The organism is Acinetobacter lactucae, from assembly GCF_013122135.1.
In the GTDB taxonomy this organism is placed as follows: domain Bacteria; phylum Pseudomonadota; class Gammaproteobacteria; order Pseudomonadales; family Moraxellaceae; genus Acinetobacter; species Acinetobacter lactucae.
In genome coordinates this window covers 1,466,195-1,483,688 of record NZ_CP053391.1, presented here as the reverse complement: position 1 = coordinate 1,483,688, position 17,494 = coordinate 1,466,195, and the positions used below count along the sequence as shown (strand labels likewise).

The following is a 17,494-nucleotide window of genomic DNA, read 5'->3' as shown; positions in this document are numbered from 1 at the left end:
TCTCACTTAATTGAAGATGAAAAGAATCTTATAAAAACAAAAAATAGACCCGATCTAGGTCTATTTCTTATGAAAAGTAATAATTACTGTGCTAACACATTTAAGCTAATAATCGTATAGCTTTGATTTTTAGGTTTTACCTTTAAATTTAAAGGAGCTGTTACTTCTACAAGATACTCTCCAGCTTTTGGAAAGCTAAGCACAACCTGACCATTGCTTTCTGCTTTAAACTGCTGGACTTGTTTGTCAGTTGCACCTTTTTCTCTTAAATTAACTTCAGCATAAGCTAAAGGTTGTCCTTTTTCAGTTATGGTTAATTTAACAGGTTGAGCAACTTTAATCTGGTTTGGGTGCACAGAGAAATCAACTTTAATCGGTGTATTTGGAAGTTGAATATCTGAAACTTTCCCTTTAGAAAGATAGCTCTGCAATATCCACTCACGTGTTACTTGCTCTGTTTTTATTGTTTTTGTTTTAAGATCAGCTGGAATCAAATATTCACGTTCTGCTTTAGGTGGAGCTTTGTCAGCTGGCATATCAAAAAATAGATGCCATGCTTTTTGGTCATATACATATTTTAAAGGATAACTTGCTTGAGTTTGAACAATGTAGGTGCCTTCTTCAGGTAGATCTACATCAAACACAGTTACAGACTTATGCAATGCGTCTGAGTTGACGGTTTTAAGCTCTTTTTTTGGTGTGATTACAGTAAGTTTGGCATCCTTTAAAGCATATTCACTATTTAATGCTTCTTCCGCATAACCAGCAATTACAGGCACTTGAGTTTGTTCAGTTTTATAAGCCACAGGTGCCACATAAGGTTCATGAGCAAAACCAGTTGTACATATCAATGCAAGTGACGTCATTAGAAATCTATTCATTATTACAAAATCCTGTTGTATGTAAAGTTAAAAAATTTCAGACAAAATATAAGCGCATACAGTATACACAAATAAAAATAATTCTTATTATCATTAATGAATTTAATTTTTATAATAGAAGAAATACGTAATCATTTTCTCAATATTTTAGTTTTTTATTATTCTGTTCTCTTTTCCCTTATACTTCTCTTTTTTGTGTCTTCCTTTAAATTATTATGGCGTCCCCGCAATCTCCCCTATCTACCCCTCAACACTATTCTCTCTTTTTAGCAATTTTCTCACTCGCTGTAGGTGGTTTTTGTATTGGAACCACTGAATTTGTCGCAATGGGCCTGATTCAGGAAATTGCAAATAATTTAAGTATTACAGTACCTGAAGCTGGCCATTTTATTAGTGCCTATGCATTAGGTGTAGTTATTGGTGCTCCTATCATCGCTATTCTTGGAGCCAAAGTACCTAGAAAAACTTTATTGCTCGGCTTAATGCTTTTTTATGGAGTTGCGAATGCCTGTACTGCTTTAGCTCATACTCCCGAAACTGTTTTAATTTCACGTTTCATTGCAGGTTTACCACACGGAGCATATTTTGGAGTAGGTGCCTTAGTTGCCGCTGAACTAGCAGGTCCCTCGCGAAGAGCCTCTGCCGTTGCTCAAATGATGATGGGACTTACTGTTGCAACTGTGATTGGTGTTCCTCTAGCAACTTGGTTAGGTCAAAACTTTGGTTGGAGAGCAGGTTTTGAGTTTTCAGCAACTATTGCTTTCGTCACTTTAATTGCTGTTGGCTTCTTTGTACCCAATATCCCAGTTCAAGCTACTGCCAGTATAAAAACTGAGTTAGCTGGCCTTAAAAATATCAATATGTGGTTAACACTAGCGGTAGGCGCCATCGGTTTTGGAGGCATATTTTCAGTTTATAGCTATGTCTCACCAATTTTGACTGAATACACACAAGTTAATATCCAAATCGTTCCTATCGCCTTGGCTATTTGGGGTATTGGTATGGTTATTGGTGGTTTAGCAGCAGGATGGCTTGCAGATAAAAACCTTAACAAAACGATTATAGGTGTATTAATTAGTTCAGCGATCGCTTTTGTGGTTGCTAGCTTCTTAATGAATAATATTTATACTGCTATTGCCTCTTTATTCTTAATTGGTCTCACGGTAATGGGTTTAGGCGGAGCATTACAAACTCGTCTAATGGATGTCGCTGGTGATGCACAAACATTAGCTGCCTCACTCAATCACTCTGCCTTTAATATGGCCAATGCATTAGGTGCATTTTTAGGAGGTTGGGTGCTCAGTCACCAAATGGGTTGGATCGCACCAATCTGGGTAGGTTTTGTTTTAAGCCTCGGTGGTCTAATCATTTTACTTATTGCATTTGCAGTAGAAAAAGCTAGCAAAAAAGCTTAATCAAGAGTGAGGCTAACTTATTTTTCTAATCAGTTAGCTTTCCACCACAGTGTGGGCAATAACATTTTTTCTCTCGAACCGACTCCTCTTCCTCTAATACTTTTTCACGCATAATTTGAATAATCAGGTTATGCGCCTGCTCTTTTGGCAATCCGACTTTTTGGCGTACCCGCTCTATTTCAATTTCATCATGTAGAATATCAATACCTCGTGCTTGAAGTAACTCACGAAACTCTTGCTCTAGTCTCTGATTACGTTGATTAAGCTCATTTGCAAGTCCAGAAGCCAAAATACCAGCTGGCAATGCTGCAATACCCACACCCAAAATAGTAATAAGAGCCCCTAATAACTTTCCTAGGCTAGTTACCGGAGTGACATCGCCATAGCCTACTGTAGTTAAGGTAACCACTGCCCACCACATAGATTTAGGTATTGAACTAAAAGCTTCTGGCTGAGCCTTGTTTTCAACCACATAAATTCCGGAAGCAGTCATAATAATCATGATAATTAAAATAAAGATAACGGCTTGAAAAGATCCTTTCTCACGTTTAATCACGCATAACAGTATTTGTAGCGAGATAAAATAGCGTGTTAATTTTAATAAACGAAGTAAACGCAAAATCCGAAGCATACGAAGATCGATTCGTACAAAGAAATTCAGGTAAGCTGGCAAAATTGCCATCAAATCAATTATAGCTTCACCGCTTTTCATCCAATTCAAGCGGATTTTCCATGAGGGCTGTGTCGTATCTCGATCAGCAATACTCCACAATCTTAATAAATATTCGATACTAAAAATTGCGATTGAAATATTTTCAAAGTAGTCAAACCAAATACGATAACTTGTGTACAGATCATTTACTGTTTCCAATAAGACCGCAGCGACATTACCAATAATTAAAACAACTAAAAAATAGTTAATGCATTTACTTACCGTAGTTTCATAGTCATGGTTATGGAGATTATTATAAAAAAATTTACGCAATCCTTTCCAAGCTGAATTTTGCATATTGCACTGACCACTTGATATTGAAGATATAGTAAGCTCATCGCCTCTATTCACCAATATAGTCTCTAACAATTTTGTTTTACTTATGCCAAAATTTAAGTCTTAAACTTTACTTCTTGCATCAATCCGCGGCTACACATCGGAATTCATTTTCTTCCCACCACATCACATCGTAGATGCCGGGATGGGATTTTAAAATAATATTTATATAGTTTTGCAGCACCATAATATGATGAGTAATATCAAGTTTTCTAAATAGAAACTTTCTTAAAATCGGCGTATTTGGGGAAATAAAAATTGCGAATCCATTGCTATATTCTTCATAAACGCTGATTCCAAGATACATTGTTATTTCAGGTAGTGGAATCTCAATTTGCCATCCCCATTTCTCGCTATATAGCTCTACATTCAAATGATATCTATTCTTTAATATACTAAAGATATACTGCGCAATATCTTCAGTTTTTTGAATTAATATACCGCCTTCATCAGCATACGTTTTTTGACCATATAATTGATAATCATCAAATTTAAATTCAACAATTGTCTTTAGCATTCTTAAGTTCCCTATATAAAATACTCATATTTTTTTAATTATTATTAAGTTCGTTCAATTATTTTAAAGCAAAAAACGCTTTAATATCTAGCATAATATTTATTTTTACATTTTCATTAAACAAAATTTGATCTATTTGTTATTTTTTAATAAAAAAAAGAACCTGTTAACTTTTTAACCCTAATAATAGAATAAAAATATTGATTTTTATCCAAGAAATTACTCCTTAAATCATAACTATTTTTGTTTGGTTACTTATTTGTATGCACATTATATATTTGCTAGTACAACGGCACATATTACTGCAATGTTTGCAGCCTTTTATACAGCAGGAATTGCACTTGGTGCACCGCCCATGCTCTTTGTTTTAATGATGGCAGCAGCTTCTAGCATTATGATGACATTAACCCATTATGCGACTGGCACTTCCCCTGTTGTGTTCGGCTCGGGCTACACCACACTTGGTGAATGGTGGAAAGCTGGCTTTGTCATGAGCGTGGTTAATATCATTATTTTTGTGGTGATTGGCGGACTTTGGTGGAAAGTGTTGGGGTATTGGTGATTTTATAAATATGGAGGAACATTCTTATGTTAATAGGAATGTTTCTCTAAATTTAAATGCCAATGTATAAATAATATTACCATCAGTATAGATATCTCTTAATCTTAAAAATCTTTTGCCTAATTTTAATTTAAATAAGAATTCTCTCTATCGATCAAGGCATTCCACTCTTCATGACTATAAAGTTTAAGATTGGTCAATTGGGTACCTACTAATAAAAAGTGATCATCCCATGTCAATACTTCTCTACTGTCCTCTAACGTTCTGTTTGAAAAAATGGGAAATAAAATCTCGTTAAAATGCATTATTCCAATTTCAAGTAAATGCTTAACCTCTTTAGGATTCTCAGGAATTGAATAAAAGACAGGTATATTTTTGATTAATTTAGAGGCGATTTCGCGTGGTTCAGAATATAAATCATCTAAATACCATTTTTCATCATCACATCTCCATAAATAGGCAGTAAAACTATTTTGCTTAATTAATAAGGTTTCAGTAATGGCATTTGGGTCTTGATACCAAACCATAAACTCTAGAGCCCTTGTTGGAATTATTGAAAACGTCGGTAATTTTAGATAAGGATAATCTTTTAATATTATGGAGAATAATTGCTGAATTGAGCTTTCCAACTCTTCAATTTTTTGTTTTTTATTCAAAATATTTTCTAATTCAAAAATATTTTTTTCTATATTTAAAATGCTTTTCATTATAAAAAAATAAGGGCTGATTAATCAGCCCTTATTTTTAGCTAAACCAACAAATTAAGTCAATTGAGCAGCTTGGATTTTCTTAGTATCAACTTGATCAGCTTCTTTAGTATATTCGCTCATCTTGTCGAAGTTTAAGTATTTGTAGATGTCAGCAGAAGCGCTGTCGATTTGAGACGCGTACTGTTGATATTCTTCTGGGCTTGGTAATTTACCAAGAACCGCAGCTACAGATGCAAGCTCAGCAGACGCTAAGTAAACGTTTGCACCTTGACCTAAACGGTTCGGGAAGTTACGAGTAGAAGTCGATACACAAGTTGTGTTCGGTGCTACACGTGCTTGGTTACCCATACATAATGAACAACCAGGCATCTCTGTACGTGCACCAGCACGGCCATAGATGTTGTACAAGCCTTCTTCCATTAATTGGTGCTCGTCCATACGAGTTGGAGGAGCCAACCATAAACGAGTAGACAATGAACCACCAGGTACTTTGTCAAGTAACTGACCAGCTGCACGGAAGTGACCGATATTCGTCATACAAGAACCGATGAATACTTCATCAATCTTGTCGCCTTGAACATCAGAAAGAAGTTTAGCGTCATCTGGATCATTCGGGCAGCAAAGAATTGGTTCTTTGATGTCAGCTAGATCGATTTCGTAAACTTTTAAGTATTCAGCATCAGCATCAGCTTTTAACAAGCTTGGGTTATCTAACCACTTCTGCATGTTTTCAGCACGACGAGCAAGTGTACGTGCATCGCCATAACCTTCTGCGATCATCCACTTCAACATAGTGATGTTAGAACGTAAGTATTCAGCAACTTTCTCTTCAGAAAGTGTGATTGAACAACCAGCCGCAGAACGTTCAGCAGATGCATCAGAAAGTTCGAAAGCTTGCTCAACAGTCAAGTCATTTTCCATTTCTGATAAATCGATTTCAAGGATACGACCAGAGAAGATGTTTTTCTTACCTTTCTTCTCTACAGTTAAATCACCCGCTTGAATTGCATAGTAAGGAATTGCATGTACAAGGTCACGTAAAGTGATACCAGGTTGCATTTTACCTTTGAACTTAACAAGTACAGACTCAGGCATATCAAGTGGCATAACACCAGTTGCAGCTGCGAACGCAACAAGACCTGAACCCGCTGGGAATGAAATACCGATTGGGAAACGAGTATGTGAGTCACCACCAGTACCTACTGTATCTGGAAGTAACATACGGTTTAACCAAGAGTGGATAATACCGTCACCTGGACGTAGAGATACACCACCACGGTTCATAATGAAGTCAGGTAATGTATGGTGAGTTGTTACGTCAACTGGTTTTGGATACGCAGCAGTGTGACAGAAAGACTGCATCACTAAGTCAGCTGAGAAGCCCAAGCACGCTAAGTCTTTTAACTCGTCACGAGTCATTGGACCTGTTGTATCTTGAGAACCAACAGTTGTCATTTTAGGTTCACAGTAAGTTCCTGGACGGATACCTTGGCCTTCTGGTAAACCACATGCGCGGCCAACCATTTTTTGAGCTTGAGTGAAGCCTTTGCCAGTGTCAGCAGGTTGTACTGGAGTACGGAACAATGTAGAAGGTTCAAGACCTAGTTCTTCACGCGCTTTAGCAGTTAAACCACGACCAATGATCAAGTTAATACGACCACCAGCACGTACTTCGTCTAAAAGTACAGGAGTTTTAAGTTCTGCTTCAGAAATTTGTACGCCATCTTTAAAAGCAGTTACTTTTGCAGCAGCATGGTCAATTTTCAATACTACTTCGTCGCCCATGTTCATGTTAGCAACGTCGATTTCTACAGGTAATGCACCTGCATCTTCCATAGTGTTGAAGAAAATTGGAGCGATCTTAGAACCTAAGCACACACCACCATCTTTTTTGTTTGGAATGTGTGGAAGTTCATCACCAAAGAACCAAAGAACAGAGTTAGTTGCAGACTTACGACTTGAACCTGTACCAACAACGTCACCAACGTAAGCAACTTGATTGCCTTTCGCGATAAGTTCTTTAATTTGGCTTAATGGACCAACTTCACCTGGTTTTTCAGGGTTGATACCATCACGCTCGTTTTTCAACATTGCATTTGCGTGTAATGGGATGTCTGGACGGCTCCAAGCATCTTGAGCTGGAGACAAATCATCAGTGTTTGTTTCACCAGTTACTTTGAACACAGTGATTTTGATTTCTTCTGGAACGTCAGGACGGCTAGTGAACCATTCTGCTTCAGCCCAAGATTGTAAAACAGCTTTAGCAGCTTCATTACCAGCTTTTGCTTTATCTGCTACGTCATGGAATGCATCAAATACAAGAAGAGTTTTCTTTAATGCTTCAGCAGCTAAGCCTGCAAGTTCAGCATTGTCAAGGAGTTCAACAAGTGGGGCTACGTTATAACCACCTAACATAGTACCAAGTAAGTAAACTGCACGCTCTTTAGAAACGAGTGGTGAAGTTGCTTCGCCTTTTGCAATCGCTGCCAAGAACGCTGCCTTTACGTAAGCTGCTTGGTCAACACCTGCAGGAACACGGTTTTCAAGCAAATCTACCAAGAACGCTTCTTCGCCTGCTGGTGGATTTTTTAATAGTTCAACAAGCTGAGCTGTTTGAGCGTCATCAAGTGGCTTCGGTGGGACTCCGAGTGCGGCACGTTCTTCAACGTGTTGGCGGTAAGCTTCTAGCACGGTGTTCATTCCTCTTTTTTTGAAAAATTACTTGCAAATTCCAGCTTTCTTAAAAGCTTCACAAGCAATATGGACTACAAAAGTTTACTAGAGTTCAAGGTAAAAGTTAATGAGCGCGGGGTGTTTCTCCGTGATGCCCATTATTTTGTATCTAAATACCTGTGTCCAAATAATGAGCATATTGGGCTAAATTGAGTTTTTTTCGAACAAATTAAGCTTTATTGGATAGAAATTCGATAACTTCATCCACAATTAGAACGATTTATATTTTGGCATTTTGTCATGAGGGGTTGCCAAACATTCATCCATCATTTGCTTTCTAACTTTTTCTTGAATTGCTTGAGAATCTTTGGTCAGTTCTTCTTTTGGAATTGCATAAACTTTTTCAATAACATTAAGAATGAATTTTTTAGTTATCTCATCTTCAATCTTGTTTGCATGCTCAACTGCCTGCGTTTTTTCAATTGCTTGTTGACGATCAAAAACAATACTTCTTGCAGCATTTCCTACGCTAGTACAAAAGCCATGCCACTGCTCTTCTGGTGTTAATGGTTTCTTTTCTGAACAACCAACAAAGAGCAAACTCATTGCAATCAATAAAATCTTTTTCATCATTTCACTACACTAATTATTGCTGTCCATATCATACGGAAAATCATCGTTTTTGCCAAAACTGCCATAAAAAACCGAGACAACAAAATCTCGGTTTTTTATATGAAATATTAAAAATACCAGTTTAGTGATTCAAATTAATTAAAGAATTTGATATCCGTAGGTGTTGATATTTTTGCTGCATCACCAGCAGGTTTTAAGGTCCCATTTTTTTCATCAAAACGGAATAAACTAATATTATTACTGTAAACATTGGTTACATATAGATATTTACCAGATGCATCGAATGAGAAAGCACGTGGTTCAATACCATTCGCTTTATAAACAACTGGCTTAGCTAACAATCCATTCTGTTGGATTTTAAATACTAAAAGTTTGTTGTCTGCACCTCGATTGGCAGCAATCACATATTTACCTTTTGGGCTAAGGATAATTCCACTCGCGCTCTTAAATTCAGGTGTTTTGTCCTCGTGTACCAGTTTTAGCTCAGCTACTTTTTTCAAATGACCATCTTGCACGTTAAATGTCACAATTTCACTTCGCATTTCTGCGGTAACATACGCATGTTTGCCATTTGGTGAAAAGACCATATGACGTGGACCAGAACCATGCGTAAAAGTCACATCTCTGCTGCTATCCGCCTCGAGTGGTTGAGGCTTGTTCGGGTTATAACGAAACGCATAGACTTTGTCATTGCCAAGATCACTAGCATACAAATACTTACCGTCTGGGCTGAAAGTTGTCGAATGAGCATGACCACTATCTTGGCGGCCTTTGACATGGCCCGAACCTTCTTCAAAAACAATATTTTGTACTTTTTCGCCCAAATGACCGTTTGGCAGAATTGGTAAAACAGCCACACCACCGCGACCTTTATCAAATGCTGAGTAGTTCGATACAAACAGGAATTTACCATCTAAACTAATCGATGCGTGCGTTGGATGCCCGCCATGGCTATCCACTGTGTTCAATACTTCCATCTTTCCATTCTGAATTGATAATGCGGTCACCGCTCCTTCATTTTCTTCATTCGTGGTATATGCAAAACGGCCATCTTTTGATTTCACAATCCAAGAAGGACTTTTCATTTTCAACACATTAACTGGGGTTAAAGTTCCATCGCTATTTACTTGAAGCTGGTATAAACCTTCACTGGCTTTTTTTGGTTTTTGCACAAGTGGTGCATTTGGAATCGATGTCCATGTTCCCACTAAAGCGATTTGTTGTTGTGCGGCATTTACGGTGGAGCCCCATCCAAATGACAAAAGCGTCAATGACAATGTTGCTGTTAACTTTTGAATTAGCCCACGATATTTAATATTCGTATCATTTTCCTTGCCATATTTAATTTCAACACAAGTATTTATTTTCACTGCTATATCCTTGAAAGAACCACCTTATTTGCACTTATCAACAAGGTCTTATCAATTTAATTTAATTTCATTTAATGCTTCTGAAAGCTAATTTATAAAAGAGCAATTTTCAAGTGAATTTTCTTTAATCAGAACCTACTCAGGGTTTGATTACTTTTAAGAAACTGATGTTTATTTAATCAATATCCAACTTTTTTTAAATTTTATGAAGGTGTTATTAAAATAAAAGCCCACGATAGTGAGCTTTTAATTCATTCATTATTGGTTTCAATCAACTAAAAGCGCCAATTGTAGAAAAGGTCGATCGCTCTTTCTAAAGATTGACTCGCTTCTAAGTATAAACGGCGATTCATTTGATAACGTAGTGTGAGTTTATTTACAGGAGTAAACACCCCAACACCATAACGAATAAACAGATCCGGTGTGATATAACCCGTTAAACTCACTTGCGTATCATCACCTGTACCTTGTGCATCTAAAGCTAGGCCACTCAAACCAAACGTACGTCCAATCTGATTAGTTAAAGCTCGTGTACCACCCAAGCCCATACTAATACCAGCAGCAGCAATGGTGTTGTTTACATCAGATTTAAAACCTTCTGCATTACTCAAACCACTCGAACCTTCATTAATACGACCAGTAACAAGCGCATTTAATGCTTCTTGCTCAGATAGACCTGCATCGTTATAGACCTGAATGTTTGGCGATGTCGCAGTACCCGTAACACGTACCCCAACCATACTACCTTGAACATTTTTATTTGCATCAATGTCTAAAGTCGGGTTAGCGAGTGGTCCATTAAAACGGGCAATTGCTCGGTTCAAGTCTAGACTTTGTCCATAGGCTTCGATTTTCACTTTTTGACTAACACCAATTGCCCCATTAGCTCTCATTGCAGTCTCATAGCCACGTTGGCTTAAGTTTAGACGACCAACTAATGGAATATTACTGTTAAAGCCTTGGAAGATAACTTGTTTTCCAATATTAACAGCAATGTCAGCTCGAATATCCCAAGGTTTAGCGGCCCGTAAAATTGCAAGTGGATCTTGGCCTTGGCGTACAATACGAACATCTGATGAGGTATTAATCACTGGAGCAGATGTTTCTGGCATTGAAATACGTGCGCGAGGAACATCTACAGATCCTTTTAAGCTTAAGCGCTTATCGAAAGGATACATATCAAGTGTCAAGTTCGGATTGGCAATTGCGGTAATTAATGGAGCTTGGCGCACTAATAAATTATCACCTTTAAGATTTAATTGAAGGCGTGGCGCATCTTTCCATTCAAAACTACCCTTAAGTAACCCTACACCTTGTCCACTATTAAATGCTCCATCAATGGTTGCCATATCTTGACGAATTGATGAATACACCTGAACGTTGGTTAAATTTACCGGTAGAGAAATCATACTGATGGCACCATTTTTCAGACGCATTTCACCAGTAAACTGAGGCTGGGTTAATGTACCGTTGATTTTACCTGCCAAGGCTAAAGTACCACTCATTGAACGAACATCTTGAATAAATGGTTTTAAGACTTTTAATTGAACATCATTAAAGGCCACCTCGCCATGCATTGGCATTGATGACTGGAATGGGTTGATAATAACGTTCGCATAACCCGTACCAATATCTGGTGTTTTAACATCAACACGGAATAGCAGACCCTCTGATACACTTTTTGCAATCACCCCTAACTCATCATAAGCCAAAGTCGTTGCAGGGTCTTGTGGATCTTCAGCAGCTAAACCGATTTCACCTTTACGCGTAATTAAACGTGCGTCAATTTTTGGATTACTTCCATTTACCCATGATGCCTTAGCGTAACCATTTAATTGTCCAGTCATTGCTAAGCCTTCTGGCATAAATGCAGCGAAGTCGCTTAAGTCCATGTTCTGAGTTACAAAGGAAACATTACCTCGTGCTTTACTCACCCGTACAGGCTGATCAAAACAAAGCTGACTATTGGTGCTTTGCCAACAATGTTGACCTACATATAACTCAGATCGTGCAGAAGTAAAAATTATTGGCGCATTTTGATTTTGTGCCAAACGAATTCGTCGTGAATCAAAGCTTCCTTTTTGAATCTGTCCTAACCAGTCATTGTTTTGGTTAAACCCGCCTGCCAACTGAACATAGAACTTCGAAATTTTATTATTACCGAGTACTTTCAATAAATGTGCTTTTCTTGTACCCGTCAAATTCACTTCTGCAGACTGGATTTCTCTATTTCCGCTTCGTAAATTATCTAATTTTGCGGTTAATTGAGTCGGTGTTGTTTCTGATGTTGGAAGCTCACCCTGAATACTTAATCTCTTCACACTGACAAGTGTATTAAAAGCAAAATTATCTACTGCAATATTTGCTGTTGCTTTTAAACGTGGCTGTGATTGAACATTAAGATTACCATAAGCTCGACCACGTAACCCTGGATATAATTCGTAGAGTGCTGGTGCATTGAGCTTAATTTTTAGATTTTGTGCATTACCTGTAGCTTGTAGCTGGTTCTGCCCATACACTAAAAATAAGTTATTTGCTTCAAACTGCTGAGGTAAAAAGCCATTTTGGTTGGAATCCATCAATAAAGATAAATTCCCCTTACCTCGAACAGGTTTATTATTCAAAAAGCCAGCAAGATTCAATTGTTGAATATTAATTCGCTTCAAGTGATCAGACCAAACCCCTTGGGTTTTCAGATTCCCTGAAATTTCACCTTTAACAGTTGAGGCAAAATATTGAGGTTTAAAGCGTACTAATGAGCTATTAATATCCCATGCAATACGGTCTTTTAAATTTACAGAACCTGTCGCATAGATTTTTCCTGCCACACCATCATGTTGTAATTGGCTAATTCGAATATAATCTGGTGTACCGGCTATAGCAAATTTCAACAAACCATTCGCCTGTTTTAAGGCTTTTAAAGACCCATCATAATTAACTGCAAAGCCTTTAAAGCCCCCACCAGCTTTTACATCATGAAATAAAAGGGCTGCTGTACTTTTTCCGCCTAAACTTACCGTTTCTTGACCAGCTTGAGCCAATCGACCCGTTAAATCAATTTTCTCAAATTGGATAATTTGCTGGTTTGGTTTAGCAAAACCATTTGCCTTAATCGAACCGTTTAATAGGTTTACTGGTGCTGCTGCATGAATACTTTGTGGATTAAAATCTTTCGCATTTAATAATGCATTCCAAGCCAGCTGACGTTTTTCAGTAGGTAATAAAACTTTAGCCTGTCCTGTTAAGTTGCCTTTTTCAGCAGCAAAACTAAAATTAGGAACATTTAAGATATTATCTTTAACATTCAGGTTGGCTAGATATTGTCCTGCTGGCAATAAAGTTTTTTCATGCTGATATACTTTTGTTGCAACTTTAATATCTTGTTGACCGTCGCGTAATGTTAAATCAACTTGACCATTGTCACTACTTAACCAGCCAATATAAGGCATTGCACGATCTATATTTGCCCAAGCCACATTCATGAGCATCGGCTGAGGTTTATTATTCTTTTCAGGTGCCTGATTAAGTTTGAGTTTCCAAGACTCATAACGATCAAAGTCAATATTAGCAAATACTTCTGTGCCTTTTTCTAATGACCCAGTTGAAGCAACAGCTGCATCTAAACTTGGTGGCAAAAAGTCTTGAACCACCTGAGGAATCGCTTTGTCTTTAGGATTAATGTGATCTAAACGACCTTTGATATCCCAAGTGACATGATCTTTCCAACTTACCAAACCTTTAAGGTTAACGGCACCTTTCATAACTTGGCCATTAAAATCAGTGATATTCAACTGATTAACCAAATCAGTATTCATTAAAGCATTGTATTGACCTTCAGGTAAATTCTCACCTTTTAAATCTGTATCAAGTGCTAAATTAAGTTGTTTAATATCACCTTGAAACTTGATCACACCATTTTTTGCAAAGAGTTTTTGTTCTTGTAATAAAGGCAAGTGGTAGTTTCTTAGTAATAATTCACCCTGCATCGGAACTTCATCGCGAACAGGATGTAAGATTACCCAACCCGTTAATAAATCTGGAGTTGTTGTAGCCACGCCAGCTTTTAAAGTATCTAAACTTCCGCGAGCTGCAACTTTAATATTCTGAATATTTAGACTTTTTAAAGACGGAATTCTTAAATCTGCTGTGGCATTTAATGGATATTTACCACTAAAGTCCATTTTACCTGTCGCGTTATGGACTGAAAGATATCCCATATCCATACTAGATTTTTCAAACTCTAGTTTGGTCTCTGACCAGAGCGCATCTTGTAAATGGACATTATAGAAACTTACATCTGAGCTCGATAATTTAAGCTCTAAATGGTCAACATCTCCCTCATCTACGCGTAAAACAAATGGCAATTTAATGGGTTTAAATTCAAACGGTTTACCAGAAGGCGGAGTTTTATTAATAATACGTAAGTTGCGCACATCTGCATGGCTCAAATGCACTTCTTTTTCTAATAATAAAGAGCGCCATCCCAAGCCTACATCAGCTCGATCCAATGAAACATCAACGTCTTTTAATTGCACCAACACATTTTTAAGAATGATGCCCCGCAGTAAGTTGCCGCCTTCATATTCATATTTAATTATTTTCTGAGCTTCTAAAACCCGATCTAATAAAAAACGGCTACCGCGATCTGTTGACATCATAATGACCAACGAAGAAGCCAATAATAACAATATGATCAATATCATCAGCAAGAAGCTACGCAAAATGCGACGCTTCTTCTTAGGAGAGCTAGGTGCCGAAGTGGGCTGCTGTTCTACTTCCGCCATAAAATAAACCTAATAAAATTTTATTTTTAAAGTTGTGGGCCTATAAAGAAATGTAAACGAATCGGATGGTTTTCATCTGAAATACCCGAAGCGACATCTAAACGGATTGGACCGATTGGAGACTTCCAGCGAATTCCGACCCCAACGCTATAAGCTGCTGGATTGCTGAAGTCTTTATCGTAAGCATTACCAAAGTCAGAGAAAATAGCTGCGCGCCATCCATCTTTGAACTGATAGTTATATTCTAAAGAACCTACAGCTAAAGCCTGGCCTCCAATTTTATATCCATCTACTTCTGGAGAAAGACTTTTATAGTCAAATCCTCGAATAGTTTGATCACCACCCGTAAAGAATCTAAGATTGTATGGCACTTTGTCAAAGTCATCGGTAAAAATGTAGCTAAGGTCAGATCTGCCAACAAATTGATGATCATCATTTTCACCTAGAGAATAAATAAATCTCCAACCCGCACTTGCAATTGCCATATTGGCATCAGACAGTAAACTCTCACTACCTAATTCTAATTTATAAGTTTGTTTAAAAGCTTTAGTTGGGTTTAAACGTGTATTACTTGAAGTTTTAGATGTTTCATAACTAAATAATAATGCTTCCTGCTCAGATGCCGCAGTTTTAAACGCATCCGGTAACTCAGAAATATCAACATCACCTTGTTGTGTAAGACGGTCTAAACGATAGCGGACACCAATTGTATGTTGCCAGTTTCCTAGTGGACGCTTGATTACCCGTTCACCACCAAAAACAGCCGATTCAGTTAATAAACTTACATCTGGACCAATATCATCACGTGTTTCACGTTCATATCCACCCACAATATTAAAATAGTCATTTAATGGGTGTTTATAAGGAATACTATATCGCCCATCAATAGATTGACGAATTTCTGAAACCTCTAAGTTAGAATCAAAAGAATGACCGTATTTATTTACAATAGCGCGGCGATACTGGGTACGTAAACGCGCACCTGTATCGGTTCCATAACCAATACCTGTTTCCAAACTATTTAGCTTATCTGCATTTAAAGTCACAATAACTGGAATTCTTTTTGTTTCTCTTGCTTGAGCTTGCAAACGGTCCTGTTCAGTTTCTTGTTCATTTTGTTGAACTGAGGCGCTTTTCAACATTGCAGTTTGAGGCTCTGCCTCTTTTGCACTTTGTGTCCCAGCAAACTGCTTTTCATCTACTACGTTTTGCGTAACTTCTTTATTAGAGGTCGCTAGTTGACGCGCTTTCGCAAGTTGTCGTTGTTCAGGTGAAAGTAAATCAGACTCATCAACATCAATGTTTTGCTCATCGACCAAAGCTTGTAAATCTGGTGGTAGCTCAAGTGGTTTTTCAATTGGATCTGGTTTAATGCTATCAACCAAAGTGTAATTAAAATAACGTGAGTTAGTTAGGTTATTTGCTAACACATTTACACGCCAGAAGGCATAGTCATCACCCTCTTTCCAAGGCGCCATACTTTCTAATATATTTTGATTTAATGGCAAAGGTTTCGATGGATCACTCATACGAAACTCAACTTTATCTAATTTATAACGCTCACCTGTTTCATAGCGTAAATTGATATCGGCCTTATTTTCCGGTTGACTCACTTTCACATCGTGCAGTCGCCAATAAGCATCAAAATAACCGTTATCAGATGCCGCATCCACAATACGGCTTTTGGTCGTTTCATATAAACCGTGGTTAAAGATATCACCCACATCTTGATCAGGGACTAAACGAATAACCTGAAATTGTGGCTGCTTTTCACCAGGACCTGTAAATTCAATATTTTGCTCATTAATCCGTACTGGCTCATTTGGTGTTACTCGGACACGTACCCGACTCGGACTTAATTTTTCAAATCGAAACTCAGCATTATAATAACCAACCGCTTGAGCAGCTTGATTACTCAATGTTCTAAGCTGAGGTAAAGCAGCATTGAAGTCTTCAAATGATTCTTGAGTAAATGTTGATAATTTACCTTTAATATTTTTAGCCAACTCATCTGAAGCGCCTTCTACCTCTGCGCTAATACGCGGCACTTGCTCCATCGGAATTGCACGCGGTGGACGTACTTTATTTAAAATACGCTTAAAGAAGCCAGCTTGCTCAGGTGGTTCTTCGACCTCTGGTGTTAATTCAGGCAGTGTTTTCCCAGTCTCATTGGCTTCGACAACAATCTTACTATCAGATTTAATCTCTTGCATGAGCTGATCAATATTAACAGGCGCCTGATTAATCTGATTCAACTCAGATTGAGTTGCATCGCTTACAGTAACTTCAGACTGCTTCTGCGTCCCATTTTGAAAGTTCTGCGCTTCACTTTTAGCTTCTTCTGCTACCCTATAAATTTCATTTGCCATGTTTTGATCAACAGGCATCTCAGGTAAATCTTCAAGATTATCAAGAGCAATTGGCTTAAATTCATCAATTTGATTTGGAAATTGTTCTTGTTGTTGCAATATAGCCAAGCTATCTTGTTGTTGCTGAGCTTGAGTCACAAGTGTAGCCACATCTGTCACTGGAGCAGTGTATTGCTGATTAACTTGGGCTGATTGTTCAGTTGACTCATCAGATACAGTTTGATTTAAACTTGATGAATCAGCTACTACAGAAGAAGTTTGAGCAAAACTTGGCGTTACACAAACACTTAACAACAAGCTGCTACAAATAAGTTTAGGAATCCCCTGCATTTTTAAAATTAAATGCATAGAATGAGAGAGAGTTGACTGTTTAAACTTAATTTTAGAAGGCATAGAAAACTCTAGACTTATTTTTTAATAAAACGCACCAATGCGAGTGTAAAACTCACTCAAAACCATTGATTTTTCATTTAATCAAGCGTTAAAAATATCATACATGGTTTTCGATGCAAATTAACACTCGGTCACATTT

10 protein-coding genes and 1 pseudogene are annotated in these 17,494 nt (G+C 37.6%); 2 read left to right on the top strand and 9 right to left on the bottom strand.

The annotated features are described in order from the left end of the window. Positions 1–83 precede the first annotated feature (83 nt). Positions 84–881: a DUF4198 domain-containing protein gene (locus HLV59_RS06865; protein ID WP_216606762.1), complete on the bottom strand. Its 798-nt coding sequence runs from the start codon at positions 879–881 to the stop codon at positions 84–86. Between the two features lie 215 nt (positions 882–1,096). Between HLV59_RS06865 and HLV59_RS06860 the strand changes: the two genes are divergently transcribed. Continuing rightward, complete coding sequence (locus HLV59_RS06860) at positions 1,097–2,296, top strand: MFS transporter (protein WP_171429612.1); 1,200 nt, start codon at positions 1,097–1,099, stop codon at positions 2,294–2,296. A gap of 25 nt (positions 2,297–2,321) precedes the next feature. Here HLV59_RS06860 and HLV59_RS06855 read toward each other — a convergent pair whose 3' ends face one another. Beyond that, complete coding sequence (locus tag HLV59_RS06855) at positions 2,322–3,305, bottom strand: ion transporter (RefSeq protein ID WP_016145782.1); 984 nt, start codon at positions 3,303–3,305, stop codon at positions 2,322–2,324. A gap of 121 nt (positions 3,306–3,426) precedes the next feature. Continuing rightward, positions 3,427–3,861: a hypothetical protein gene (locus HLV59_RS06850; protein ID WP_171429611.1), complete on the bottom strand. Its 435-nt coding sequence runs from the start codon at positions 3,859–3,861 to the stop codon at positions 3,427–3,429. Between the two features lie 247 nt (positions 3,862–4,108). On the opposite strand from HLV59_RS06850, the pseudogene HLV59_RS06845 reads away from it, so the two are divergent. Beyond that, positions 4,109–4,423, top strand: a pseudogene (locus HLV59_RS06845) (anion permease); the annotation flags it as partial. A gap of 125 nt (positions 4,424–4,548) precedes the next feature. Here the strand turns inward: HLV59_RS06845 and HLV59_RS06840 are convergent. The 6 genes from HLV59_RS06840 to HLV59_RS06815 all read right to left on the bottom strand — a co-directional run bounded on the left by HLV59_RS06840 (position 4,549) and on the right by HLV59_RS06815 (position 17,355). Then, a complete protein-coding gene (locus HLV59_RS06840) occupies positions 4,549–5,130 on the bottom strand; it encodes a hypothetical protein (RefSeq protein ID WP_171429610.1) in 582 nt (193 codons plus the stop codon). Positions 5,131–5,184: 54 nt separating this feature from the next. After that, positions 5,185–7,824 carry a bifunctional aconitate hydratase 2/2-methylisocitrate dehydratase gene (locus tag HLV59_RS06835; protein WP_031948784.1) on the bottom strand — a complete coding sequence of 880 codons (2,640 nt, stop codon included), beginning with the start codon at positions 7,822–7,824 and terminating at the stop codon, positions 5,185–5,187. Between the two features lie 252 nt (positions 7,825–8,076). After that, the gene (locus tag HLV59_RS06830) at positions 8,077–8,439 is read right to left on the bottom strand and encodes a hypothetical protein (RefSeq protein ID WP_016145785.1); all 363 of its coding nucleotides are present in this window, start codon (positions 8,437–8,439) and stop codon (positions 8,077–8,079) included. 134 nt (positions 8,440–8,573) lie between these two features. Then, positions 8,574–9,809 (bottom strand): lactonase family protein, encoded by a 1,236-nt coding sequence (locus tag HLV59_RS06825; protein ID WP_171429609.1) that lies wholly within the window; start codon positions 9,807–9,809, stop codon positions 8,574–8,576. Positions 9,810–10,084: 275 nt separating this feature from the next. Next, positions 10,085–14,593, bottom strand: coding sequence for a translocation/assembly module TamB domain-containing protein (locus HLV59_RS06820; protein WP_171429608.1), 4,509 nt, complete (start codon positions 14,591–14,593; stop codon positions 10,085–10,087). 26 nt (positions 14,594–14,619) lie between these two features. Next, a complete protein-coding gene (locus tag HLV59_RS06815; RefSeq protein ID WP_171429607.1) occupies positions 14,620–17,355 on the bottom strand; it encodes an autotransporter assembly complex protein TamA in 2,736 nt (911 codons plus the stop codon). Between the last annotated feature and the right edge of the window lie 139 nt (positions 17,356–17,494).

Coding starts and splice junctions, on each gene's coding strand:
- HLV59_RS06865 (WP_216606762.1), bottom strand. CDS start 881: ATGAATAGATTTCTAATGACGTCACTTGCATTGATATGTACAACTGGT.
- HLV59_RS06860 (WP_171429612.1), top strand. CDS start 1,097: ATGGCGTCCCCGCAATCTCCCCTATCTACCCCTCAACACTATTCTCTC.
- HLV59_RS06855 (WP_016145782.1), bottom strand. CDS start 3,305: ATGCAAAATTCAGCTTGGAAAGGATTGCGTAAATTTTTTTATAATAAT.
- HLV59_RS06850 (WP_171429611.1), bottom strand. CDS start 3,861: ATGCTAAAGACAATTGTTGAATTTAAATTTGATGATTATCAATTATAT.
- HLV59_RS06840 (WP_171429610.1), bottom strand. CDS start 5,130: ATGAAAAGCATTTTAAATATAGAAAAAAATATTTTTGAATTAGAAAAT.
- HLV59_RS06830 (WP_016145785.1), bottom strand. CDS start 8,439: ATGATGAAAAAGATTTTATTGATTGCAATGAGTTTGCTCTTTGTTGGT.
- HLV59_RS06820 (WP_171429608.1), bottom strand. CDS start 14,593: ATGGCGGAAGTAGAACAGCAGCCCACTTCGGCACCTAGCTCTCCTAAG.
- HLV59_RS06815 (WP_171429607.1), bottom strand. CDS start 17,355: ATGCCTTCTAAAATTAAGTTTAAACAGTCAACTCTCTCTCATTCTATG.